Below are 22,896 nucleotides of genomic sequence, written 5' to 3'. Positions count from 1 at the left end.
ACGCCGACACCAGCGCGCTGGTCGGATCCGACCCCTGGGAGCACCCGTCCTGGGACGTCGCGGACACCCTGGCCGACGAGGGCTGGGACGACCCGGCCGTCGCGGTCGAGGTCCGCGAGCTCCTGGCCGACGAGGCCCGTCTGGTCCCGCTGGCCGACACCCCCACCGGCCGGCCCCGTGTCCGTCCGGTCGACGCGGTCCTGGCCGACCGGTCCCCGACCCCGGCCGAGGAGTTCCACGCGGCGCTGCTGGCCCTGGTGCCCGCCGCCGGCGACGACGGGGAGCAGGAGGTGCGGGCCGCATGATCCGCCGACTGCTCTCCCGCATGGCCCCGCCCACCCACTGCGGTCAACCGATGACGTGGGAAGTCTTCCGCGCGTCCTGGGTCTGCCACTGCGGAGCGGCCAAATGAGCACCGTGCTGTTCCTGGCCGCGCTCGCGGTGCTGTGCACCGTCACGGCCGTGCTCCTGACCGCCACCGGCGGCCGCGACCTGATCCACGCCGAGCACCCCCTGCCCGAACCCGTCCGCCACCCGCGCCGTGCCCCGAAGGAGGGCTGACCGTGAACCGCAACAAGAAGAAGGCGTCCCGGACCGGGGTGCCGGCCCCGATCGAGACCGCCCAGGACGTCGACCTCGATGAGGTCGTGGACGCCTACGCCGCCCAGGCCCAGGCCGCCGACCAGCTGGCCCAGGTCGACACCACCCACCTGGACACCCCCTACGCCAACCCGGCCGCGCTGGACACGCTCAACACCGAGCGCACGGCCACCGCCCGCGAGAAGATCGCCCTGGACTTCGAGCGCGAGCGGCTGACCGCACGCGACGCCCACCAGGTGCTGTTGGACCAGATCGCCCAGCGCCGCCACCGCGCCACAGCGGCGGGCGCCCGCTCCGAGCGCGCTGTGGCCGAGGGCCTGGCCGACGCGGACGAGGCCACCGCCCAGTTGGCCACGATCCGCGAGTTCGAGGCCGAGGCCTCCCCGGCCGCCGCCGCCACGGCGCTGACCCGCGCGGTCCGCGGCTGGCGCAAGGAGGAGTTCGCCAACGCGATCGTGGGCAGCGCCTTGTCGGCGGTGGGCATCGCCGCGCTGCTGGTCGCCCTCACCTCGCTGACGTGGTGGACCGCGCCGCTGGTCGCGGTGGCCGCCGAGGTGGTGCTGACCATGCGGGTGGTGCGGCTGATCTCCCAGCGCGCCACCCTGGCCGAACGCCACAAGGGCAGCAAGCTCTCCGCGGAGGGCCGGGCGGCGCTGGTGTTCATGGGCCGCCAGATCATCGCGCTGCTGGCCGTCTCGGTCCTGGTCAACATCGCCGGCCTGGTCGTGGCCACCGGGTGGCTCGGGCTGATCGGCGTGCTCGGTGCCGTCGCGGCCGCCGTGTCGTCGGTGTCGGCGGCGCGGGTCTCGGTCGCGGTGACCGAGACCGTCCGGTCCAACGTGCAGGCGTGGCAGGGCGGCGACTGGGAGCGGGCGCGCGAGGAGCTGCGCACCCGGGCCGCCGGCGCGCACATCCCCACGCCCGAGGACGTCCCCGCCCGGGACCGCCAGGGCGAGACCGAGGTGGACGAGGTCGAGCGGGTCCGCCGGATCCTCGCGGGGCTGGCCGACGAGCAGATCGCTGCTTTGGCCGACCGGGGCACCGACGCCCTGGCCGCGATGCTCAACCGCTCCCAGCCGCCCACCGAGGGCGGCACCGCGGCTCTGGCGCAGGGTCCGCACGCTCCGACCGGCACCCCGTCCGAGGCGGGCGGAACCCCGGGTGGAACCCCCGGGTTCCAGGGGGGTTCCACCGTCTCTGACCAGCACGAGCGGCCTGAGCCCACGGGCAACTGCCTGCGGGTGCTGCAGGCCATCACCGACCCCGCCAACGAGGCCGGGGTGCGGGTGACCAACACGAAGCTGGCCGAGGACCTGGAGCTGTCGCGCACGGCCGTGCGCAAGCACCGCACCTGGCTGTGGTCCAACTCCTTCCCGGTCCACCCCGAGGGGTTCAAGGCCAACCAGTCCGCTGAGTAACCGATCCCGGCCCCCGCGCTGCGGGGGCCGGCCACCCGCCCCGGCGGGTGAGCAGATCCGCCCGGCCCGTCCTGCGGGGCGGGTCTGCTCACTACTCCGGGGTCCGTGACGCACCAGATGGCGACGCACCGGCTTCCGCGCCTGCGAGCGCCTTCTTCGTGCGAGCGGCCCCACGCCCATCCGCACACCCCCTCACCCGCGAAGGAGGTCCCGATCGCCCCGCCACTGCCTCGAAGCCGTGCCCCGCCCGCAGACGGGGCCACACCAGGGCCGTCACACCCCGCGTGTGGCGGCCCTTCCCCCTCTTTGACCAGGAAGGAGAACCTGTGGCCGCCCTCTTCCCGTTCTACGACCCCACCGGATCGCGCTACGGCGTCCCCACTTACCCGTGGGGATGGGCCCGCGACCCCGACCTGCGCACCAAAGCCCAGCTGAGGGCCGAGGGCCTGAGCATCGCGGGCCTGGAGGTGGCCGCATGAGCCACCGCACCCGCATCGAGCCCGTGCCGGTCCCCGAGTGGACGCTGCACCAGCCGCGCTGCTCCTGCGGATGGCGTGGCGACCTGCTGCGCACCCGCCCGCTGGCCGCCGACCAGGCCGACGAGCACCTGGCCGAAGAACACCCTGCCACCGAGACCGAGCAGCCCGCGCTGTTCGGCGACGACCTGGAGGTCTGAATGAGCCGCCGCGATCCGTCCCGGGCCCCCTCCCTGTGGGGGGTCCCCAACACCCCGGACACCGACGCTCCCGCCCAGGCCAGCGACCAGGGCCGGGCGCCCGTAGCCATGACCGCCCCGCCGGCCCCCGAGCGCGCCCCTGAGCCGCCCGCGGCCCCCGCCGAGACGGACCCGGCCGAGGAGGAGGTCCCGGTCAAGGTCGGCCCCGGCCTGGGCGAGCGGTTGGGCGGGTGGGCGCGGGCCTCGTTCGTGCCGCCGCAGATCTGGTCCGAGGACCGGCCGTCGTTGTCCAAGCAGCTGGCCTACGCCCGCGAGGGGCTGTGGGGCCCCAAGACGGGCTGGCACCGCACCGCGGCCCAGGCCGCGTTCTGGGGCGTGTCCTTCCCCACGTCGGCGGCGGCCTACGCCATCGAGTGGGTGGGCGAGCGCCCCTCCCGGTGGGTGGTGGCGCTGGTGCTGATCTCGCTGGCCTACCAACTCCCCTACGTCCCCGAGACCGTCGCGGTCCTGATCCGCATCCCGGCCTGGCCGATCACCGCAACCTGGTCGCTGCTCGGCCTGTCCGCCTGACCTGCACACACGTCCTTCCAGAGAAAGGAGCCCCTGCCATGTGGACCACTTTCAGCGTCCTGGGCGCGATCGCGCTCGGGATCACGATCGGCATGTGGATCAAGAAGAAGTTCAACCGGTTCATGCTCGCGTGCGCGGTCATCGCCGGGTTCAGCGTGGCCTACCCCATCGCTGAGTTCGGCGGGCCGCTGCTGTCGCAGCTGGACCAGGTCGCCCCGTGGGTGGCCGTCAACCTGGTGCTCGCCGCTCTGGCCAGCGTCTTCCTCTTCTTCGACTTCAAGGAGAAGGGGATCAAGAAGCACAACATCATCATCGGCTTCCTCGCCCCGGTGCTGTTCCTGCTGGCCGCCGGCCCCTTCCTGGTCCCGCTGGACCTGGTGAGCGGCCTGGGCACCGGTGTGGAGTCGGCCCTGTCCTCGATGGGCCGGTGAGCGGCCGTGTTCGAGCTGTTCTTCGCATGGGCCGTCTTCACCGCCGTGCTCGGCAAGGGCACAGAGGCCGTGATCCACGCCTGGAAGGGCACCGTCCCCCCGAGCCACTTGCGGCGGATGGCGCGCATCCGCGAGAGGGAGGCCCAGGCCGCCCGCGCCGACCTCAAGCCCTCGGAGGGGTTTCGGGGGTGGGCGCGCACCGTGTGGGCCGACTCCTGGAACGAGGCCACCGAACGCCACCGCGAGCGCTGGCCGGACAAGGCCGCCAAGAAGCGCGAGGCCGCCCGGGCCCGGTGGGCGTGGTGGGACGACGTCGAGGACGAGGCCGGGCGCCGCTGGGACGAGCGCCGCCAGGCCCGCCGGACCGCCCGGGACGCCGACCCCGCCCAGGAGGAGGAGACCGACCCCCGGGTGAGGCCCGGGCGCTACATGGCGTGGGAGACCCCCGAGCGCTACGGCCGCCGCATGGCGTGGGAGGACCTGACCGACGCCGAACGCGACCTGTGGCGGATGGAGAACGATCGCAACCCCGAGAGCCGCAACGACGACGCCGGTGAGCGGGGCCGCCTGAGCGGGCAGCGCCAGCGGGTCCGCGAGGAGCACCAGCGCCGTTCCGGCCCCGAAAAGGCACCGAGGGGGGCCTCTGGCGCGCCCTGGGACGCCACCCCGATAGGCCCTGAGGAAGACAGCCCCGACGCCGAGATCGGCGACCCCGAGACCACCGAACCCGACATCACCACCGTTCCGTTCACCGCCACCGGCGGCACCAATCAGGAGGACACCCAGATGAGCAACGAGACCACCGAGGCCATCGGCCTGGACGGCGCCAAGGCCTTCGCCAAGGGCGTGCTGGAGACCAGTGTCGCCAACATCAACACCACCGAGGCCGTGGTCCAGGCCATGGAGAACGGCCGAGTCGGCGCCGCCGTGGTCGGCTACGCCCAGCAGCTGATGGATGCGATGGATCAGGTCAAGGCCGCCGCCGAGGTCCTGGACGCGGAGCTGCAGAAGATGGTCAGCGTCCAGGAGCAGTACGACGCCAACCCCGACGCGGGCGACAAGGACTACGTCTCCACCAACGCCGGCCGGTAGATCCGCCCCGCCGGGCGGCCCCACCAGGGGGCCGCCCGGGCTCCCTGGTTTTTCACTCTGCGTGTTGTGCAGTCGGTGCACAAACCGACTGCACAACCGCTCCGGAAGCAGTGCACAACCCCCGTGCACTGTCCGGTATGCCCCGATTTTCGGCCCCGTTCGGCCCCTCAGAAGGGGTCGGGGCGCTTTCGAGTGCACGACTGCACAACACCCCACCGCATCACGCCCTGTTACCGATCTCGGGGGTTGAGGACACCCACACGACCACGCGTCGTGGGTGTCCTGAGCCCGGCGAGAGCGCCCTGGAGGAGGAGACCCGATGGCCCAGACCACCACGACCAAGACCCGCAAGACCGCCGCCGACCCGGCGATGGAGCAGGCGCTGCGCGCCGACTTCGAGGCCACCCTGGCCCAGGCCCTGGAGAAGGTGGCCCCGGCCGAGTCCGCGTGCACCACCAAAGCGGGCCAGGGGTTCGCTGCGCGGCTGCGCGCGGTGGAGGCCGACGCGCTGCGCACCCGGCTGCGGTTGCAGTACCAGCCCTGGGTGGCCGCTTCCGCCGTGGTGGCCACCGCGCTCATCCAGCAGGTGGCCGAACTCGCGGTGGGGCCGTGGGCGTGCGCGGCCGGCACCGGCGCGCTCGTGGCCGGGGTCCTGGCCCTGGTGCGCTCCCGCCGCAAGGGGTGGTGGTGCGAGGCCGGGGAGTGGCTGCGCTCCCACCCGCTGCGCATGGTCCTTCTCGGATCGGCCGCCTGGACATGGTTGACCGCCTCGCTGCTGATCTCCTTCGACGCCCCGCATGCCCTGGCCACGTCCGGGCTGGCCGCGTTCTTGGCATTGAGCGCGCACTGGTGGCGCATCCACCGGATCGGCTACCCGGCCGAACAGGCCCCGGCACTGGAGGCGGCGGTCGTGGAGGCTGAGGACGCCGACCACATCGCCGCGGCCTGGGCGGAGAACCTGGCCGCCGAGGGCAAGCCGCTGGCGGGCACCTCGCTGGCCGACTACGAGCGCACCCGCCACGGCCACCAGTGGACCGTGGTGTTGCGTCCGGGCGGGGGCGGCCTGGCCGAACTCCGGTCCAAGCTCACCGCGATCAGCACCGCGATCGACGTGGACGCGCCGATGATCAGCCTGGAGCGCCACCCCTCGGGCCGCCCGACCCGGGCGGTGCTGCGGGTCACTCTGGACTCGCCGGTGGCGGACGGGGTGCCCGTCACCCACGACGAGAAGGGCCCGGTGGTGGCCGAGCAGCCGCTGTGGGACGCCGAGTCCGGCGACATCACGCTGGGGCCCTACGCCGACGGGGTCGGGGTCAAAACCTGGAAGGTCTACCGCCCCAACTCGCTGTACGGCGGCTACGTCTTCGGTGACACCGGGTCGGGCAAGTCCGAGCTGCTCAACCTCATCGCCTTGGGTCTGCTCGCGAGCGGCACCACCGCGTACTGGTACCTGGACGGCCAGGAGGGCGCGTCCTCCCCGCTGGTGGGCGCCAACGCCGACTGGGACTGCTCGGAGTCCCCGGCCAAGGCCCGCCAGGCCCTGGAGGCGGCGTGCGCGGTCATGAAGATGCGCCAGATGCAGAACAAGGCCGCCCAGGCCAAGGGGTTCACCCCCAGCCCGGACCGGCCGGGCCTGGTACTGATCATCGACGAGTCCCACCTGGTGCTCACCGACTACGTCCGCGACAAGAAGGCCGGCGGCTTCGCGTCCATGACCAACGCCGCCCTGGCCGAGCTGATCGGCCGCACCGGCCGCAAGGTCGGGGTCGCGCTGATCTGCGCCTCCCAGGACACCACCCTGAAGGCCTTCGGCAACTCCGGCCCGCTGCGCAGCTCCCTGCTGCGGGGCAACGGCGTGGTCATGTTCTCCACCAACCGCATCAGCGCGGGGATCCTGCCGAACTTCTCCGCTGACCCCTCCAAGCTGCCCGATGACGGCGGCTACGCCTACTCGCTGGAGACCACCGACGCCTCCGGCGCCAAGCACTCCCGCGCGGCCACCTTCCGCGCCGCCTACCAGGAGGACTTCCGCACCGACCTGGCCCGCTACCCCGTCCGCCCCCTGGAGGAGGACTCGGCCACCGTCATCGACATGTACCAGTCGAACGCCTACCAGCGCCGGCGCGAGATCACCGCCGAAGCCAAGGCTTCGGCATCGGCGGCCGAGATCGCCGCGCTCAAACGCGGCGCCGTCGACATCGACGACTTCCTGTTCGGCGACGGCCCCGCCGTCGGGGCTCCGGTCGCGGTGGCGTCCACCGCGGCGGCCGCCTTCGACGTCCCCACGCTGCAGGTGGTGCCCTCACTGGCCGACCTGGTGGCCATGGAGGCCGAGGACGACGAGGACCTGCTCGACATCTCCGGGCTCACCCCGGTCCAGGCCGCGGTGCTGGAGGCGATCCGCGACGGCATCACCCGCACCAGCGACATCCCCGAGGTGATCGGCCGCTCCCGCCGCGCGGTCTACAACGCCCGCGACGTCCTCATCGAGCGCGGCCTGGTCGTGGAGGCCGACCGCGGCGTCCTGGGTCTGGCCCCGCCCCGCGCGGCCTGACACCGGCTGCACAACGGCGGTGCACAACGAGCTTGTGCACCGCCCTGACCTCGACCAACCCCCGCCCAGGGCCACACCGGCCCGGGCGGGGGCCTGTGCACTGCACCACTGCACAACCAACGAAGGAGAGACCACCATGCCCGCCACGACCACCACCACGGCGATCACACTGCCCCTCGGTGCCGGCACCGAGGGCGAGACCGTCTCCTGGCACCTGACCGACGAGAGCGGCCGTCCCCAGCACGGGGTCGTCGTCGGCCCCGCCGGATCCGGCGGCACCACCGCCCTGGTGCGCCTGAGCGCCGCCGCCCAGGCCGCCCCTGTCGAGGTCTACACCGTGGCCGTGGACCTGTACTACGCCGACTACCTCGATCCCGCGTGGGGGGAGCTGCTCCCCTACGAGTGGTGGACCACCAAGGACGCCCTGCGCGGCGGGCTGTCCTGGGCCGGTGGCGCCGACGCCGACCCGGCCGAGCCGCACATGGTGCTCCTGGTCGACGGCGACCGGGCGCTGCGCACCGACCCTGCTGGGTGGGAGCGACTGCTGGAGCGCGCTGAGCGGCTGCGGGCCTCCGTCGTGGTGCGTGTGACCTCACTCGATGCGGCCCACTTGGGAAGCGCGAAGGTGCGCGAGCACCTGCTCGGTGCGGGCCAGTACCTGGCCCTGGGCCACACCTACCACTCCCTGACCCGGGCTGTGCTGCCCGGCTACACCGCCCCCGACGGCCGCCAGGAGCCCGGACGCGGGGTGTACGGCTACGACGGCGACACGGTCCAGGTGTCCGTGGCGACCCCCCGCTGACCCGTCCCTGACACCAGCGGGCCACACCGGGGCGGGACCGCACGGTCCCGCCCCTTCCGCTTCCACAACGAAGGAGAGTCCCGTGCCGCACCGCCGTTACCGGATCCGCCCTGCCGAACCCCACGAGGTCGCTCTGGCTCTGCTGGACCTGGTCACAGTCGAACGCCGCCCGCCTGTCTCCGCCCGGGAGGCGGTGCGCACGGTCCTGGAGGGCCTGGTGCTCGTAGCTGGAGGGACGGTCGCAACCCTGCTCGCCCTCATCGCCCTCGGTTGGCTGCTGACGCTCTGAACCGCCGGTGCCTCTGCCCGCCCCGCGATGTGCGCGGGGTGGGCGGGGGGACCGCCCGGTCCACCACACACGCGGCCCGCCCCTCATCCGCCCAAGGACCCGGGGCGGGCCGCGCCTACTCCGAACGGAGCACGACCAGTATGAGCACGCGCAACACCACCACGAAGGCCGCGAAACGCTGCTGCGGCACATCCGTGGGCGTCATCATCACCGACCAGGCCGACCGGATGCTGATGGTCACCCGCGGCTGGTGGCCCAAGGGCACCGCGCCCGTCGCGGGACATGTCCGAGATGCCCACGAATCGGTCGCTGAGGCCCTGGTCGCCGAAGTCCAGGAGGAGGTCGGGCTGGCCGTCGTCGGGTCCTCGCTGGTGTGGGAGGGCCACCTGCCCAACCTCTGCGCTTCCCTCCCCCACCAGCCGCTGGCAGGCCACTACTGGCACCTGGGGGTGGCTGAGGCCGAAGGAGAGGTCGTCGCGGCGCCCGGTGAGACCAAGGGCGCCCGCTTCTACGGCCGCGACGAAGTCGACGCCCTGGCCGAGGTCACCCTGGCCCACTACCGCTCCGGCGGCCAAGCGGCCGACCAGCCCGACGAGAGCATTGAGGCCGTCTGGCTGCGGCTACTCCACGAGGCCGGACGGCTGCCGGGCCTGACCGCTGGCGACCTGGCCGTGGCCGAGGCCGCCTACACCACCGCGCCCGGCGCCTACTGGCTGGGAGGTCGGTCGTGACCTCACCCGTGCGCTGCGTCTGCGCCGCAGCACTGGCCCGCGCCCGTGCCTGCTACGGCCACCTGGAGGGGCGGGACGTCTGGGCCAGCTCCTCCCTCGCGCCCGGCAGCAGCTACCGGGGCACCCTGCGCATCCCGTCCAACCGGCCCGGCTACGTGCACATCGACCGGGGCGACCCCGAGAGCAGCAAGGTCTGGCACCTGGACGACATCACCGAGATCACCCCCGACTGACCGCTCACCACCGCGGTCGCTGCCCTCCGAAGACGACGAGTAGCCCCCTCATCCGAGGGCGAGAATCTGAAACCGGCCCCGCGCAACCAGTGGTTGCGCGGGGCCGGTTTTTTTCATGCCCGCTAGGCGAGACGGTCCGTCTCGACACCGGTAAGGCTCGCATATCAGAGGCCAGAACGGGCCCAGAAACGGGCGCGGACACCTGCGCCGGACCGGCCTCCAAGCCCCGATGCGCAACCGCTTGCGCGCGCGAGCGGACGGCCTCCCGGCCGCGCAAGGAGTTGCGCCCACCCGTGGCCGGGCGCCAGCGGGCACTGTCCATCCGCTCGCGGTGGCGCCCGCCCCCAAGGGGGCATGCCCAACTCCATGGCACTCGGAGTGGTCGGCGCATCAGTGCGCGAGGGTGACCCGATCGAGCATGGCCTGCGCACCGATGCGCGGATCCTGATGGGAGACGCCGTGGTCCTCCGTGCACAGTCCCGCACGGCCGGTGGACGGTCAAGACTGACTTGACACCAGATGCAGTAGTCCTCCCGCCCTGCCCCCGCGCCCGGCGGGAGCGGGGGCAGGGCGGGAGGCGCCCGTTCCGGCGCCGGAACGACCCTTCAGTCCCAGCGCGCACCACCGGTTGCACGCACGGGCGAAGGAGGCCCCACTCGCGCAGCCGCTTGCGCGCCCCGCCCCCTCAAAATCTTCGGGGGCCTTGGGGCGGGTTGTCCGGCGAACCCGTAAGTTACTCGCGGGTTACTTGGCACCTGGTGACACGCTCCTTACCGACACCCCAACCGGCTGCGCGCCTCGGCCGGTGGACCGTCAAGGCTGGCTTGACACCAAGCCTCAGCTCACCCCCCCGCGCCCACTCCCGGTGGGCGCGACCCCCGGCCCGCCCGTTCGGGTGTGGGCACGCTGACTTTCGAGGGCCAGAGATCGAGCAACGATCCGTTGTCTTCGTGGTCACCGCCCACTCATGCCCGCCTCCGGTGGGCGCCGCCGCCCACCGGAGGCGGGCATGAGTGGACACGGTCGACCTGCTGCCCGGGCACGAGCGGGCATGGGTGGGCGGTGACCACGAAGGCGCCCACATCCCGGGTTTCCCAGACTTCCGAACTTCGGGAGTCCGGGAAACCGGTTTTCCGGGTGTTCCGTATAGCGGGAGTCCGGGACTGCTCCCGTAGGCTGACCTCCTCACACACCGACTCTTGGGAGAGCACATGAGGAGCAGACATGCCTGATACCGGAGCGGCGTCCTGGATCGTCGCGGTGTGCAGTCAGAAGGGCGGCGCAGGCAAATCCACGCTCGTGATGTCGTTGGCGGCCGCCGTGGCCGACTCCGCCGGCCGCGCCCTGGTCGTGGACGTCGACCCGCAGGCGTCCACGGCAGACGAGGTGGACAAGATGGCCAACCCGGGGTTCGACGTCGTGCACGAGCTGGACCCGGCCAGGCTCTCCCAGCTCTCACGGGTGCGCGAGTACGACCTGATCCTGGTGGACACCCCCGGATCCCTGGAAGGCCGCGACGTCCTGAAGCAGGTCGTGGACAACTCCCACTTCGCGCTCCTGCCGTACGTGGACGAGCCCTTCTCCTACGACCCGACCCAGCGCACCGCCCAGGTCGTGCAGGAGGCCGGGGTGCCCCACGCCGCCGTGGTCAACCGCATCGACTCCCGGGCCGGCGCGGATGGGCTGACCGAGGCCCGCGAACGGCTGGACGAGTGGGGCGTCCCCTACTTCGCGTCCTTCATCCGCCAGTACGTGGGCTACCCCAAGTCGCTGGCCGCGAACAAGACCGTCTACCAGTGGCGCGGCAAGTACAGCGCCCACATGCGCGAGGACATCTCCCGAGTGCAGGCCGAACTCCAGCGTGCGCTGGGACGGATCGCGAGCGGAGGCTGATGGTGATGGCACGCAAGAGCCTGGAGGACCTCCTGGCCGAGGACACCGCCGAGGAGGCCGCAGTGCCGGCGCCCCCGCCGCCCGCCCCGGCCCGAGAGCTGCGCAGCCGCGAGAAGGCCCCCGAAGGACCGGACTCCGGGAGTCCGGATGCTCCGGAGACCGGAGGTTCCCGGTCCGCGCCGAGGTCGGGCCTGGCCCACCACTCGCGCCCGAAAGCGAAGGCATCCCCCAGAGCGAAGAAGAAGGCCGCGCCCGCGGCCCCGAAGTGGACCACCCTGGAGCGCAAGGACGCGCTGCTGTGGCAAGAGCAGATCGAGGCCCTGACGGACCTGCGCCGCGACCTCCAGCGCCGCAAGCGCCAGGAGGGCGGCGGCGGTGAGCGCATCACCGAGAACACCCTGATCCGGGTGGCCGTCGCCGCGCTCCTGGAGCACCGCGACGCGCTGACCGGCAAGGACGAGACCGAGCTACGGGAGTCCCTGATGTCGGTACTCCGTGAGTCCTGAACTTCCGGAGTCCGTGAGTAGACGGCATGTGAAAGCCCCCCACGTCATTGATGTGGGGGGCTTTCTGCGTCACCCGCTCCAGCAGCCGAAGCGTCCGGCCGCACACCCAGGATCGGCCCCGCCGGTCCCCGGCGCCAGGCCCCTCGTGTGCGCCTGTGGATAACCCCGATCAGGGGACCCAGCCGCGCCAGATCCACCGCAGCGGATCGGCCGGGGCCGGGTCGGGTTCGTAGACCGCCCGGGCGCCCGGGGCGTCGTCGGGTGCCTTGAGGTCCGTGTCGGGGATCAGGTACGCCCCCGGGTCCGGGTCGGCGTACACCGATGCGTGCGGCATCGGCTGAACCGTGCCGTCCATTGGTCCGCCGACGAGTACCACGTCGACCCAGCCCTGTTCGTGCTCGAGGTCCTTATCCATGCCCATCAGCATGCCGACACCCGACCCCCAAAACCCACCGAACCGACCAACTCACCGACCCCAAAAACACCCACCAGACTCCTATTTCGCTATGCTCACCGAGACCTACAGACAACAGATGAGTACGCAGGTATCTCCGATACGGGGAGCGGGCCTCCAGGCCCGTAGGAATCCGGCCGCTGGCCGGTAGGGAGGGGTCGCCGGGTGGCCATGGCGACTCCCATCCATGACCCCGACCAGGGCGATTACCGTCTCGCTCAGCAGTGCGGTGCCGACGCCGTCAGCGCGGAGAACGTGGCCGTTTCCTACCGGCTCGACGGGGGCGACCGGCCGATCGAGCGCATCGGCGGCGGCTGGGGAGAGTTCGGCATCGAGGCCGGCACCGTTCTGCAGGACGCGGCCGACGTCGAAGAGATGCGCGAGCTACTGGCCGGACGCGACCCGCACACCGGCGAGCAGCTCGTGAAGCCGAAGCTGGCCGTGGCGCCCGAAGCGAAGCTCCCCGCGGCTCCGTTCGTCGCGGCGCTGGAGACCGCAGCCGCCGAACGCGGCGTGTCCGTCACCGAGCTGGTCGCCGCCGACCCGTGGTCGGCCAAACGGGTCGGGCGCCTGGAGCGCGGCCTGGTCCGCGACGGGGAGCACCACCGCGCGCCCGTGGCGGACCTGTCGCGGGTGGCAGCCGCGGCCGGGATCGACCCCCGCCGCGTCTACGGCCTCCCCGAGTGGAAGAAGGCGTGGGACCAGCGTGATGCGCGGGTGCGGGTCGGGGTCATGGGCTATGACGTCACCTTCGACCGGCCCAAGGGCATCAGCGTCTTGCAGGGCCTGGCGCCGGAGGACGTGGCCGCGCGGATGGAGGAGATCCACCTGGAGGCCGTGCGCGAGTCCGTCGCGGCCCTGCAGAAGTGGACCGGCTACTCCATGGCCGGCCACCACGGCGACGGCCAGCAGGCCCGGCGCCTGGACACCAGCGGGTTCGTCGGCACGATGACCGTGCACCGCACCGCCCGCCCGGTCGACGGGCAGCCGGGCGACCCGCACCTGCACACCCACGTCATGATCGCGAACATGGCCAAGGGGGAGGACGGCCGCTGGCGGACCATCGCCGCCGGCGGCCGGGACCTGATGCGCCACGTCCCCGCGGTCGGAGAGCTCTACCGCGCCCTGGAGCGCGCCAAGCTCCGCGAGGAGCTGGGGATCGAGTTCGAGCGCGACGCCCGCACGGGCCGGTGGGACGTGGTCGGTATCCCCGCCGCGCTGAAGAGCGAGTTCTCCCGCCGCCAACGCCAGATCCGTGCCGTGGCCGGGGAGGGCGCCACCCCGGCGCAGGGGCGGGCGGCGGCCCGGGCGAGCGCACGGGCGAAGGTCGCCTCCACCCCCACCAGCGAGCGCGAGTCCTGGCACGAGCGCGCCACGGAGGTGCTCGGGCACGATCCCCGCCAGGTCGTCGCCACCGCGTTGGGACGCGACCCCGGGCCGCCCACGGCCGGACGGGCGCCGGGCGGCCCGGACCAGGGGCCGCTCTCCCCCGACGAGCTGACGGCCGCGGTGTGGGATCCCGAGAGGGGGGTGACCGCCCACACCAAGGTCGTGACCCGGGCGAAGGTGATGGCGCACGTGGCCGGGGCGCTCGGGGTGGGTCTGCCCGACGCGGCGATGCTGGAGGCGCTGACCGACCACGTCCTGGCCCACGAGCTGGCCGTGGCGCTTCCTGCGGCGGGGCCGGTGCACATGGCCCACGCCGACCGGTACACCTCAGCGGACATCCCCGCGGCCGAGGCGACGATCATGGACGCGGCCCGCTCCCGGCGCTCGGACCGCTCGGGGGTCGTGGACAAGGTGCGCGCCACCCACGCCCTCAAGTCCTGGCAGCGGCAGAAGGGGTTCGCGCTCTCGCGTGAGCAGCTCGCTGTCGTGGCGCGCCTGGTCCGGCAAGGCCACGGCATCGATGCCGTGCTCGGTGTGGCCGGGGCCGGGAAGACCACGATCATGAGCGCGGCCCGCACGGCGTGGCAGACGCACGGGTACCGGGTCGAAGGGGCAGCGGTGGCCGCGGTGGCGGCCGCCGGCCTTCGCGCCGAAGCGGGGATCAGCTCCCGCACCGTCGCCTCTTGGCGCCAGCGCATCACTGACGGGCCCGGCCTGGCCGGGGTGCACGTCCTGGTCCTGGACGAGGCCGCGATGATCGGCGACCGCGACCTGGCCCTGCTGGTCGAAGAGGCGGGCAGGACCAAGACGAAGCTGGTGCTGGTCGGCGACCCCCAACAGCTCAAATCTGTGGCGGCCGGGGGGTCCTTCGCCCAGGTGCACGAGGCCGTGGACGGGCTGGCCCTGTCGGAGAACCGCAGGCAGCGCCGCGCGGTCGACCAGGCCGCGCTCAAAACGTGGCGTGCGGGCGCGCGCCGGTCCGCGCTGGCGATGTGGGGGGAGCACGGCCTGGTCCACGCCACCCGGGACGCCGACGCCGCCCACGACCAGATGGCGGCCGCCTGGTGGGCCGACCGCAAGCGCTACGGCGACGGGCACGACGCTGTCGAGCGCCTGCTCATGGTGGCCGCCACCAACCGCGACGTGGACGCGCTCAACGAACGCGCCCGCGCGAGTGTCCGGGCCGGCGGTCTCCTCCAAGGGCCCGACGTCTCCTTCACCACCGTGGCCGGGACCGAGCTGTCCCTGGCCGCAGGGGACCAGGTGCGGGTGCGCGCCAACGACTACCGCAGCAGGACCAGTGACGACCCGGACGTGCTCAACGGCTACCGCGGCCTGGTCCGCGACGTCGACTCCGAGCGCGGCGCCCTGGTCGAATGGCGCCGCGAAGGCGAAGTCGAGCGGGCGTGGATCGACCCGGTCGCCCTGGAGCGCGGCGACCTCTCGCACGGGTACGCGATCACGATCGCCGCAGCCCAGGGCACCACGGTCGACCGGTGCCACGTCCACGGGCTCGGAGCGGACGCCCACGGCCTGTACGCGGGGATGTCGCGCGCGAGGGAGCGCACCGACCTGTACCTGCCCGCTGTGGAGCTGGAGAAGGCGGAGGTCCGCCAACGCCTGGGCCAGGCCCGTACGGAGGAAGAGCGGTGCGCACGGGTCATCTCTGCGTACGCGGACACCCTCACCCAGGACCCGCCCGGGCTGGTGCTGGAGGAGCTGGAGCGGGCGGCGCCGCCGATCGGACCGGTCGCCCCGGCCCGCCCCGAACCGCACCGAACACCGACGCGAGAGGCCGAGCGCGACCGTGCGCAGGCGCCGGCCGACGACCGCACCCCCAGCGCATCGGTGCGCGAGGAGGTCCCGCAGACCGAGACCGAGCGCACTGGTGCGCGCGAGGCCGAACGCGACGCCCCTGAACGTGAGGACGACGCGCCCACCCCCTGGCGGCCGCTCACCCTGGAGGAAGTCCACACCGGGCAGGGCCCGCACTGCCGGGCCGTGGCCGACCAGGTCGCCGAACTCAACCGACACGCCGCCGAGCTGGAGGCGTCGCTGCCCGAGCTGCGCGAGGAGTCCCAGGCCGCCCGCGAGCGCGCCTACGACACGGGTCGCGTCCAGCTGCTGCTGGAGGGCACCACGCCCAGGGCCGCCCGGGCCGAGTACGAGCGGGTCGGTGAGCGGTTGCGCGAGGTCATGCGGGAGGCCAGCGAGGCCCGCTCCCAGTCCCACGAGCTGTGGTCCGGTGCCCAGACCCAGGACATGCGCCAGCACCTGGCCGACGTTCAGCGCGAGCGCCGCGAGACCGAGCTGGAGCGGATGGAGCCCATCGCGGCCGCGCGCGGCCTGACCCGCGAGGAGCTGCGAGCCCTGGACCGCGAGGAGATGGACCGGATGATGCGCCGACACGTCCTGGAGGCCAGCGCCCCCGGCTACCGGCCCCCCGGACAGGAGAACCGGATCGAGATGACCGTCGCCGAACGGCGCCAGCTCGCGTGGGAGGAGATGCCCGAGCACGAGCGCGCCGAGCGCCAGGCAGCCCAGGAGCGCGCGGCCCAGGCCCAGAAGGAGTACATCGAGCACCAGCAGCGCCAGGCCGCCCACCGTGCCGCAGAGCGCAACGCCCCCGGCCTGGAGCTGTAGGCGCTGGGGCCGGGGCCTGGTGGTACTCCCATGCGGACAGACCAGCCACTGGTTCAGCGGCAGAGGAAGGTCGCCGAGATCCCCGGTAGCTCGACGAACCCAGCAGGCACAGGCGTAGCCGGCAACGCGGCCGTGAAGGTACTCGCCATCGAGCAGCGGCAGACGGGTGTGACCCACCGGGCGAGTCGGGTGAGGATCATCGCTCCACATTGATTTTGACAATGCGATGTGTCGCGGACCATACGGGGTACTCTGTTGTCGGCGCTGCAAATCGGACATCTTCGGCGTTTTGCGTCCACTGCCCGACCTGTCGGGGGACAGCAGGAGGCACGGCGCCCACAAAGCAGGAGAGGCCCGCGACTTTGCTTGGCGGCTTGCGCGAGCCCCTCCCGAGGGCCCTGGCGGATCAGCGAATGATTCCGCCGGGGCCTTCCCCGTTCCCGCTAAGCCACCAGATCAGCAGCCTGAAGAGGGCGAGCAGCGTCCGGACGATGTCCGCCAGCAGCTTCCACAGCCACCAGGGGTGTCCGTCGTCAGGACCCTTCCTCTTCCAGCACAGGAACTTCCTCATCGCGCCTCCAAGGGCTCTCGACACAGGAACGACCGGACGGTCGTCCTGGACTGATGGCCGGGGATGAGGAGAGTGCCGCAAGCCCCGAGGCGCTTGCCCAGCAATCTACCGGCCGAAAAGCCGATCCACGCATAAAGAGGCGCGGACATACACAGGCATCCTCCTAACCGACATGTCGCATAGCGTAATCACCGCAGGTAGAACTACTCAAAAAAGCGCTCGAAAGTTCTCCGTTACACGCTGGTTACAAATGAACACGGCCAGAACGGCGGGTCGCCAAAGGCACAGCTTCCGAACGCGGCCGATAGCTCCTACGCCTGTCGGATCTCGCATGAGTGCGAGGCGTATCACGGCAGGCCACAGGCATGTACGGGGTGACGGCCGGGGTCGGCGACTGGTGGTACCAGGGGGCTCGCCGCCCCCTGGACCCCCGCACCCCGGACGGGAACCCGGCGCGACACCGGACGAGCGCAACGGAGCGTTGCACGCGCCGGAACCCCGCCCGGCTCGAACCCCCGGTCCGCCGGGGGGCCGGTGACCCCCACGATCGGGGGGCCGCCCTGACGGGCCGGGGCATGCGCACGGCTCCGGCCAGCTCACGCCCTACGCACACCCGGCCGATGAGCCTCCCGACAGGCGCCGGGAAAGGCCCGCAAACTCCTGAGGCGGCCGGATCTATGCTGGTCAGCATGGGTGCATGGAGGGACCGGCCAGCCGAGTGGCCGATGGGCATGCCCTCCCCGACCGAGCCCGGATGGCAGGGGTGGGCGCTGCACTGGCTCAGCGCGCACGCGGTGCCGCTGTGGCTCACGCAGGCCGCCACGGCCACCGGCATGCCCCAGCGCGACACCGCCCGTCTGGCGTGGCGGCTGCGCACCACCGAGGCCCGCGCCCTGGAGGCCTCCACCCCGTGGATGCTCCAGTCCCTGACCGATGCCGGCATCCCGGCCGACGCCGCCGACGAGATCGGCCGCCTGGTCGCCGACGACATCGACCGCCGACGCGAGCGCCTCGCGGACCTGGAGTCCGTGGCCCGCCACCTGTGAAGGACACGACCCCGAGGCGAGGCAACGGAGCGTTGCTCCCGCAGGCTCCGTGAAAATCGGACAGAACCACCGTTATTACCTTTACGCTGTAAAGCTGGGAGTCGTCAAACGACGGTTGACCCCTCGACTTCGCCCTCGCGTGGCTTGGCCAGCATCGCCCGGAGCGCGGCCGCCTGCTCCCTGGCCCGCACACGCGAGGCCTCCAACTCGGTGCGCATCCGCTCCCGCGTGGCCATCTCGTCGGCGATCTCAGCCTCGCTCAGCCCCGCGAACTCCTCCCCCTCGGCGGCCGGGGCACCGGTGTGGTCGCGCCAGACGCCGTCCGCGTCGCGGGTGTACTCCACCACCTCGCCGGCCGAGAGCGCCCGCACCCGCTCAGCCTCGCCGCACTCGGCGCACCGGCCCTGGGCATCTACGGCCGTGCACCCCGGATGGAGCACACACAGCGGCCCCAGGGCGGGGCCACCCATGGGCACCCCGCCAAACGCGCCCTGGCGCACGCTGGCGAACGCCTCAGGGTCCGCCAGGCGGGTTGCTAGGGCCCACTGGCGTCGGACGTTGTGCAGCCCCACAGAGGCGATCTCACGCAGCCGTGCGGGTGCCATGCCCGCGTCGATGGCGGCTTGCGCCATCGCGACCAGACGCCGCCGGTCGGCCGCCGGGTCCCCGAGGGGATCGGCTCCCAGCCGGGCCGTCTCCGCCAGGAGCTGGTCCACGACCAGCTCCGCCGGAGACGGCGGTACGGGCGTCTCGGCAGCGGGTTCAGCGGGGCGCGCAGCGTCCCCGCCAGGGTCCCGCACGCCCTGGTCCTCGTCCTGCTGAGCTGCCCCCTTGAAATCCGCTCCGTCCGGCGCGCTGACCTGCGGCGATGCCTCCTGTGGTTGACCACCCACGGACGGAATGGAATCGGGGTCAGCATCACTGGGGTGAACTACACCAGGGTTGTACGTCTGAGAGACGTGGGGCGGCACGTCTGAGAGACGTGGGGCGGCACGTCTGAGAGACGTGCCGGTCTCCTTGTGGGGATCCTCAGGTGGGCCTTCGAGATCCTGTGCCGAATACAGCGAGGGCTGCTGCTCCTTGAACTCCTTCTCCGCCTCCCGCACATCCTTCTTGCGCCGCTGAGGCGCAGGTTGATCCTTGTCGGAGCGGCTCTTAGGCAGCTCACCGATCAGGCCGGTGATGTCAGGGCGGGACTCGGGCGTGATCGGCGGGCGTCCTCGGTCGGCCCGCATGAGATTGATCCGCGCCAGCTCGGAGCCGTACGCAGAGGCGGGGATCAGCAGCTCCAGCACCGTCGGGGGCTTGTCGCGCTCGTAGGAGGCGCCCATGGCGTCCAGGATTTCGAAGCGCCGCGCACCAGTGATTTTGCGGGTGACCTTGTACTCACACAGCGTCTTGACAGAGCGCTCTGCTGCACTCCTGCTGGCGTGCTTGGCGCGCTGCGCGATGGTGTCGTACTTCAGCCAGCAGTAACAGCCGTCAGGGTCAACGACGTCTGCGATCGCCTCAGCAACCGTGTGAATCACGGGCGTGGCGATGTCGAGCTGCTTCACCCACAGGTACGGGCTGAACTTGAGCTTGTACTTGGCCCGCGTGCTGGCACGCGGAGTCTTAGAGGACACGTTCGCCTTTCCAGGCGTCCATCCCCGGGACCTCGGTGGACCAGCCGCACCCATTGGGTACAGTGGTCCTGTTGACTATGAGGTCTGGTCGGGGATGAACCGCCAGTTGACTTGTGGAAGGCCGGGAGCGCTAACTCCTGGCCTTCTTCCTTTTGCGGGGCGGGGCCTGTGGCCCCGCCCTTCATGCTGTCCTGGCACTCTAGCCAGGTTGAGCACACTGCGCTCTGAGGTCTCCCGTACGGATCATGAGGATCCTGCTTCGTATCCAACAGGCTGCTTCCTGGGCAGAACAGGTGCTGGTGTCCACGGTCACGTCCGGTGAGCGCAGCGCAGAGGTCTCATCCCATGCCGCCATCCGGGCCTCCATGTCTCCCGCGGCCCGGGCAGCGATCCGGGTCTGTGCCACCGGTCGCGGACACGTCAACGAGATGGTGAGCCAGACCAGGGCGGCCCGGTCTGACGTCAGCGCCTCCACTGCGGCCGCCTGGCCCACATGGACGATGGGTATGCACGCGGCATCGGCTAGCCGGGAGAGCCCAGGACGATCCACGACGTACCGGGCGCCGTATCTCTCGTTCTCCCAAATGATGTCTCCCCGCGCCCGCATGGCGTCGACCTGGTCGAGAGTGGTCATGCGGTACTCATCGCGACGGCCTGGACCAGCCTTGAGACGCCTGAACAACCTGAACCTGTTGTCCTTGATCAGCTCCCGGGTGATTGTGCTCTTCCCTGAGGCTGGCGGCCCATAGAGCAGGACTCCACACGTCGTCATCGTGCTTTCATCGCCTCTTTCACGAGTTGTGCGGCCTGAGCCTGTAGCGGCGCGCTGCTCAGCGAGTTCTCAACGACGACGTGTTCCACGGGCAGATGGAAGTCGAGGTCGAGGTTGGACACGTAGTCATCCCAGGCAGCGAGCTTCGCCGCGTCACGTGCAGCTCCGCGGCGCCGGATGTAGGTGTGCATGCTCTGCGGATCGCAGCGAACCCACACGAATATGGACTCCGCGTTGAGAGCGGTACATGTGGCCTGCACCCGGTGGATCCACGAGACGTCCGTGAACTCCTTAAGGAACGGGGCGCTGGCGATCGCGCTGTTCCCACACTCCAACTGCTCTTCGATCGCGGCAGCCAGGGCTTCGTACTCACGAGGACGCACCTTCGACAGGTAGGTATCGGACTCCCTGTCGTGAGGAGACAGACCAAGTACTTCTAGAGAAGCCTCGACTAGCGGCCTACTAAGCGTGTCCTTGTCGAGGACCGCCCAGCCGGTTTCTCTAGCAACCATGCGTGCAAGTTCGCTCTTGCCAGACCCGGCATAGCCGCCGATCAGGATGACCGCGGGCTTCTGCAAGCGGTGAACCTCTCCGCGAATCTCCTCGTGGTCTGGGGCGTGCACGACCCGTTGCGAGCGGGACTTGCTGACCACCTTGCCGTCTTCCACCAGCAGTCTCATGGCTTCGCTGATGGTGTGGACGCTCGTGTGCCACTCCGCCGCCAACTCCCGTGTGGACGGCAGCACCTGTCCGTGACGCAGCCGGCCTGCCTCGATGTCTGTGCGGATCGCTCGGGCAACCCGTTCGTACATGGCCTCCCGCCTCATGGCCTCTGCCATGTACCACAGCTTCTTCATCGTTCCGATGGTCTTGGTCACCCTACTGACCACCTAACAGAATCCATACAGACCGGTATCTCATTTCCGCAGCTCAGCGATTTTCTGTGATGAATCTCTGCCTAACAGTTGATCGGAAGCCTATCAACTGTTAGCTTGTTGGCCAAGGCCGCTTCGCCAACGAGGAGGAACAGGATGCCGTCGATCGCTCAGATCGCTCAGACCGTGGGAGTCACCCGCGCCGACGTCATCCGGCTGCTCACCGAGGGCGGCACCACCGAGACCGACTGGCGGATCGCCCACGAGATCGAGGCCGCCGGCGGCCGCCGCGCCAGCGAGCTCATGCTCGTCGCGGGACGCGACCACATGATCGCCGAGATTTGGGGCGACTCCGGCGACACCGCCCAGCCCCCCGCCCCCACCAACCCCGACGCCGAGCACCACGCCGAGGTGCGGATCTATCCCGAGCAGACCTCCCCCGACGAGACCCGCCAGATCGCCCCGCACCACCCGGACGAAACCCCCGAGGACGACACCCCGGCCGCGCGGCGCGAGCGCCACCAGGTCCGTATCTGGGCCGCCGTCGCGAGCATCACCACCGCCCCCGCCCACGTGGTCGACCGCATCGTCACGAAGTGGACCACCGAGCGCGCCGTCCGGCAGGGCCTGGCGAGGCTGCTGACCGCCGCCGCTCCGCGCCGGCCCCGCGCCCGCCGACTGCTCACCACCTACGTCACCGCCGCCTGACCAGCACACACACCCACACGAGAAGGGGACACCCATGTCCGAGACGATCACCCTCACCCGTCCGATGCCCATCACCAACGAGGACTTGGCCGACATCATCGCCACGGCCGAGATGGCCTCCACTGCCCGCCCGGTGGTGCTCATGTCCCGACTGTGCCGGTCCGGAGCGATCCTGCACGTCCACGGCTTCCACATCGGTGAGGCCCGCGACCTGGTCGCCGCGGCCGGCTACACCGTCCGCGTCGTGCAGGAGCGCCTGGTCGTCACCGGCGCGATCGACCGCCTCGCCCAGGCCTTGGTGATCCGACAGCTCCAGGCCCGGTGCGCCCGCCTGGAAGACGATTTGGACGCCGCCGAGCACCAGGTGCAGGAGATCCGGGACGCGTGCGCGGACCTGGAGTACGGCCTGACCGAGGCGTCGCTCCCCGACGAGGTGCGCGAGCGGCTGGTCCAGCTCCAGGAGATGCAGGAGCGGGCCGAGCACGCCCAGGACGACGAGGACATGCCCGTCCTCATCTGACCCCGCCCCCTGGGGTGCCCGTCCCCACCGGCCTGCCCGGTGGGGTCTGGGGGACCACCAGGGTCCACACCGCACCACCGCGAAGGAGTGCCCCATGAAGTCCGCTGACCAGCTGTGCTCGGGCGATCTGGTCGCCATCAACCACGGCTACTTCGGAGACCGCGCGCGGCTCGCGCGTCGGCTCCTGGCCGACTACCCCGGCGCGGTGGTCACCGGCATCACCCGCACCGGCCGCTACCTCCAGGTGCACTTCCGCTACCTCGACACCGACGTGCATGGCTGCGCGAAGGCCTACCCCGACGACAGGGTCGCCGTCGCCTGACCAGGCCCTACACAGCAGTGAGCCCCGCCCGGGATTGGCGCCCTGGCGGGGCTCTCGCACATCCCATCCACCTGCAAGGAGAGATCAGATGTACGAGGACGAGCCTACCTACCGCGACCCGCTGGACGACATCGAGGAGCTGCTCGCCATCCGGCAGTACTCCCCGACCTTCTGGG

At 71.3% G+C, this 22,896-nt stretch carries 24 protein-coding genes; 20 read left to right on the top strand and 4 right to left on the bottom strand.

Features of this window, described 5'->3' with window-relative positions:
* From DFP74_RS33720 to DFP74_RS33390, 15 genes are all read left to right on the top strand, one after another.
* A partial coding sequence (locus DFP74_RS33720) for a hypothetical protein (protein WP_121188693.1) occupies positions 1-305 on the top strand: 305 nt, incomplete at its 5' end.
* A gap of 103 nt (positions 306-408) precedes the next feature.
* Positions 409-561, top strand: coding sequence for a hypothetical protein (locus DFP74_RS33715; RefSeq protein ID WP_158613095.1), 153 nt, complete (start codon positions 409-411; stop codon positions 559-561).
* A 2-nt stretch (positions 562-563) separates the two neighbouring features.
* Positions 564-2,018 (top strand): hypothetical protein, encoded by a 1,455-nt coding sequence (locus DFP74_RS33210; protein WP_121188692.1) that lies wholly within the window; start codon positions 564-566, stop codon positions 2,016-2,018.
* Positions 2,019-2,344: 326 nt separating this feature from the next.
* Positions 2,345-2,497 carry a hypothetical protein gene (locus DFP74_RS33710; RefSeq protein WP_158613094.1) on the top strand — a complete coding sequence of 51 codons (153 nt, stop codon included), beginning with the start codon at positions 2,345-2,347 and terminating at the stop codon, positions 2,495-2,497.
* Complete coding sequence (locus tag DFP74_RS33205; RefSeq protein ID WP_121188691.1) at positions 2,494-2,694, top strand: hypothetical protein; 201 nt, start codon at positions 2,494-2,496, stop codon at positions 2,692-2,694. The genes DFP74_RS33710 and DFP74_RS33205 overlap by 4 nt, the downstream gene beginning before the upstream one ends.
* Positions 2,695-3,264, top strand: coding sequence for a hypothetical protein (locus DFP74_RS33200; protein WP_121188690.1), 570 nt, complete (start codon positions 2,695-2,697; stop codon positions 3,262-3,264).
* A gap of 38 nt (positions 3,265-3,302) precedes the next feature.
* Complete coding sequence (locus DFP74_RS33195; RefSeq protein WP_121188689.1) at positions 3,303-3,695, top strand: hypothetical protein; 393 nt, start codon at positions 3,303-3,305, stop codon at positions 3,693-3,695.
* 6 nt (positions 3,696-3,701) lie between these two features.
* Positions 3,702-4,787, top strand: a complete 1,086-nt coding sequence (locus DFP74_RS33190) for a hypothetical protein (RefSeq protein WP_121188688.1) — start codon at positions 3,702-3,704, stop codon at positions 4,785-4,787.
* A 319-nt stretch (positions 4,788-5,106) separates the two neighbouring features.
* On the top strand, positions 5,107-7,341 hold the full coding sequence (locus DFP74_RS33185) for a hypothetical protein (protein ID WP_121188687.1): 2,235 nt from the start codon (positions 5,107-5,109) through the stop codon (positions 7,339-7,341).
* A gap of 136 nt (positions 7,342-7,477) precedes the next feature.
* Positions 7,478-8,143, top strand: a complete 666-nt coding sequence (locus DFP74_RS33180) for a hypothetical protein (protein ID WP_121188686.1) — start codon at positions 7,478-7,480, stop codon at positions 8,141-8,143.
* An 82-nt stretch (positions 8,144-8,225) separates the two neighbouring features.
* Positions 8,226-8,432 carry a hypothetical protein gene (locus tag DFP74_RS33175; RefSeq protein ID WP_121188685.1) on the top strand — a complete coding sequence of 69 codons (207 nt, stop codon included), beginning with the start codon at positions 8,226-8,228 and terminating at the stop codon, positions 8,430-8,432.
* A 140-nt stretch (positions 8,433-8,572) separates the two neighbouring features.
* Positions 8,573-9,163 (top strand): NUDIX hydrolase, encoded by a 591-nt coding sequence (locus DFP74_RS33170; RefSeq protein ID WP_121188684.1) that lies wholly within the window; start codon positions 8,573-8,575, stop codon positions 9,161-9,163.
* Entirely contained in the window at positions 9,160-9,396 is a 237-nt protein-coding gene (locus DFP74_RS33165) for a hypothetical protein (RefSeq protein WP_121188683.1), read from the top strand. Before DFP74_RS33170 ends, DFP74_RS33165 begins: the two co-directional genes overlap by 4 nt.
* Before the next feature lie 1,224 nt (positions 9,397-10,620).
* Positions 10,621-11,289 carry a ParA family protein gene (locus DFP74_RS33160; protein WP_121188682.1) on the top strand — a complete coding sequence of 223 codons (669 nt, stop codon included), beginning with the start codon at positions 10,621-10,623 and terminating at the stop codon, positions 11,287-11,289.
* Positions 11,290-11,294: 5 nt separating this feature from the next.
* Positions 11,295-11,795 (top strand): hypothetical protein, encoded by a 501-nt coding sequence (locus tag DFP74_RS33390; RefSeq protein WP_147453948.1) that lies wholly within the window; start codon positions 11,295-11,297, stop codon positions 11,793-11,795.
* 169 nt (positions 11,796-11,964) lie between these two features.
* On the opposite strand, the gene DFP74_RS33155 is transcribed toward DFP74_RS33390, so the two are convergent.
* Positions 11,965-12,210: a hypothetical protein gene (locus tag DFP74_RS33155; protein WP_147453947.1), complete on the bottom strand. Its 246-nt coding sequence runs from the start codon at positions 12,208-12,210 to the stop codon at positions 11,965-11,967.
* A 210-nt stretch (positions 12,211-12,420) separates the two neighbouring features.
* On the opposite strand from DFP74_RS33155, the gene mobF reads away from it, so the two are divergent.
* Positions 12,421-16,281 carry a MobF family relaxase gene (mobF, locus tag DFP74_RS33150; protein ID WP_147453946.1) on the top strand — a complete coding sequence of 1,287 codons (3,861 nt, stop codon included), beginning with the start codon at positions 12,421-12,423 and terminating at the stop codon, positions 16,279-16,281.
* Between the two features lie 406 nt (positions 16,282-16,687).
* On the opposite strand, the gene DFP74_RS33705 is transcribed toward mobF, so the two are convergent.
* The gene (locus DFP74_RS33705) at positions 16,688-16,852 is read right to left on the bottom strand and encodes a hypothetical protein (RefSeq protein WP_158613093.1); all 165 of its coding nucleotides are present in this window, start codon (positions 16,850-16,852) and stop codon (positions 16,688-16,690) included.
* A 689-nt stretch (positions 16,853-17,541) separates the two neighbouring features.
* Here DFP74_RS33705 and DFP74_RS33145 point away from each other — a divergent pair.
* A complete protein-coding gene (locus DFP74_RS33145) occupies positions 17,542-17,898 on the top strand; it encodes a hypothetical protein (RefSeq protein ID WP_147453945.1) in 357 nt (118 codons plus the stop codon).
* Between the two features lie 104 nt (positions 17,899-18,002).
* Here DFP74_RS33145 and DFP74_RS33140 read toward each other — a convergent pair whose 3' ends face one another.
* Entirely contained in the window at positions 18,003-19,454 is a 1,452-nt protein-coding gene (locus DFP74_RS33140) for a hypothetical protein (protein ID WP_147453944.1), read from the bottom strand.
* A gap of 837 nt (positions 19,455-20,291) precedes the next feature.
* Positions 20,292-21,173: a GntR family transcriptional regulator gene (locus DFP74_RS33130; RefSeq protein ID WP_199725993.1), complete on the bottom strand. Its 882-nt coding sequence runs from the start codon at positions 21,171-21,173 to the stop codon at positions 20,292-20,294.
* 153 nt (positions 21,174-21,326) lie between these two features.
* On the opposite strand from DFP74_RS33130, the gene DFP74_RS33125 reads away from it, so the two are divergent.
* From DFP74_RS33125 to DFP74_RS33115, 3 genes are all read left to right on the top strand, one after another.
* The gene (locus DFP74_RS33125; RefSeq protein WP_121188677.1) at positions 21,327-21,878 is read left to right on the top strand and encodes a hypothetical protein; all 552 of its coding nucleotides are present in this window, start codon (positions 21,327-21,329) and stop codon (positions 21,876-21,878) included.
* Positions 21,879-21,912: 34 nt separating this feature from the next.
* Entirely contained in the window at positions 21,913-22,398 is a 486-nt protein-coding gene (locus DFP74_RS33120) for a hypothetical protein (protein ID WP_121188676.1), read from the top strand.
* 94 nt (positions 22,399-22,492) lie between these two features.
* Positions 22,493-22,720 (top strand): hypothetical protein, encoded by a 228-nt coding sequence (locus tag DFP74_RS33115; RefSeq protein ID WP_121188675.1) that lies wholly within the window; start codon positions 22,493-22,495, stop codon positions 22,718-22,720.
* The last annotated feature ends 176 nt before the right edge of the window (positions 22,721-22,896 follow it).

The organism is Nocardiopsis sp. Huas11 (assembly GCF_003634495.1).
In the GTDB taxonomy this organism is placed as follows: domain Bacteria; phylum Actinomycetota; class Actinomycetes; order Streptosporangiales; family Streptosporangiaceae; genus Nocardiopsis.
The sequence above is the reverse complement of the archived record's forward strand: the minus strand, read 5'-3'. Positions and strand labels throughout refer to the sequence as shown.

What these genes read in the sequence shown, in the direction of transcription:
- DFP74_RS33715 (WP_158613095.1), top strand. Translation starts at nt 409, where the DNA reads ATGAGCACCGTGCTGTTCCTGGCCGCGCTCGCGGTGCTGTGCACCGTC.
- DFP74_RS33205 (WP_121188691.1), top strand. Translation starts at nt 2,494, where the DNA reads ATGAGCCACCGCACCCGCATCGAGCCCGTGCCGGTCCCCGAGTGGACG.
- DFP74_RS33200 (WP_121188690.1), top strand. Translation starts at nt 2,695, where the DNA reads ATGAGCCGCCGCGATCCGTCCCGGGCCCCCTCCCTGTGGGGGGTCCCC.
- DFP74_RS33195 (WP_121188689.1), top strand. Translation starts at nt 3,303, where the DNA reads ATGTGGACCACTTTCAGCGTCCTGGGCGCGATCGCGCTCGGGATCACG.
- DFP74_RS33185 (WP_121188687.1), top strand. Translation starts at nt 5,107, where the DNA reads ATGGCCCAGACCACCACGACCAAGACCCGCAAGACCGCCGCCGACCCG.
- DFP74_RS33180 (WP_121188686.1), top strand. Translation starts at nt 7,478, where the DNA reads ATGCCCGCCACGACCACCACCACGGCGATCACACTGCCCCTCGGTGCC.
- DFP74_RS33170 (WP_121188684.1), top strand. Translation starts at nt 8,573, where the DNA reads ATGAGCACGCGCAACACCACCACGAAGGCCGCGAAACGCTGCTGCGGC.
- DFP74_RS33160 (WP_121188682.1), top strand. Translation starts at nt 10,621, where the DNA reads ATGCCTGATACCGGAGCGGCGTCCTGGATCGTCGCGGTGTGCAGTCAG.
- DFP74_RS33390 (WP_147453948.1), top strand. Translation starts at nt 11,295, where the DNA reads ATGGCACGCAAGAGCCTGGAGGACCTCCTGGCCGAGGACACCGCCGAG.
- DFP74_RS33155 (WP_147453947.1), bottom strand. Translation starts at nt 12,210, where the DNA reads ATGGATAAGGACCTCGAGCACGAACAGGGCTGGGTCGACGTGGTACTC.
- mobF (WP_147453946.1), top strand. Translation starts at nt 12,421, where the DNA reads ATGGCGACTCCCATCCATGACCCCGACCAGGGCGATTACCGTCTCGCT.
- DFP74_RS33705 (WP_158613093.1), bottom strand. Translation starts at nt 16,852, where the DNA reads ATGAGGAAGTTCCTGTGCTGGAAGAGGAAGGGTCCTGACGACGGACAC.
- DFP74_RS33145 (WP_147453945.1), top strand. Translation starts at nt 17,542, where the DNA reads ATGGGTGCATGGAGGGACCGGCCAGCCGAGTGGCCGATGGGCATGCCC.
- DFP74_RS33125 (WP_121188677.1), top strand. Translation starts at nt 21,327, where the DNA reads ATGCCGTCGATCGCTCAGATCGCTCAGACCGTGGGAGTCACCCGCGCC.
- DFP74_RS33120 (WP_121188676.1), top strand. Translation starts at nt 21,913, where the DNA reads ATGTCCGAGACGATCACCCTCACCCGTCCGATGCCCATCACCAACGAG.
- DFP74_RS33115 (WP_121188675.1), top strand. Translation starts at nt 22,493, where the DNA reads ATGAAGTCCGCTGACCAGCTGTGCTCGGGCGATCTGGTCGCCATCAAC.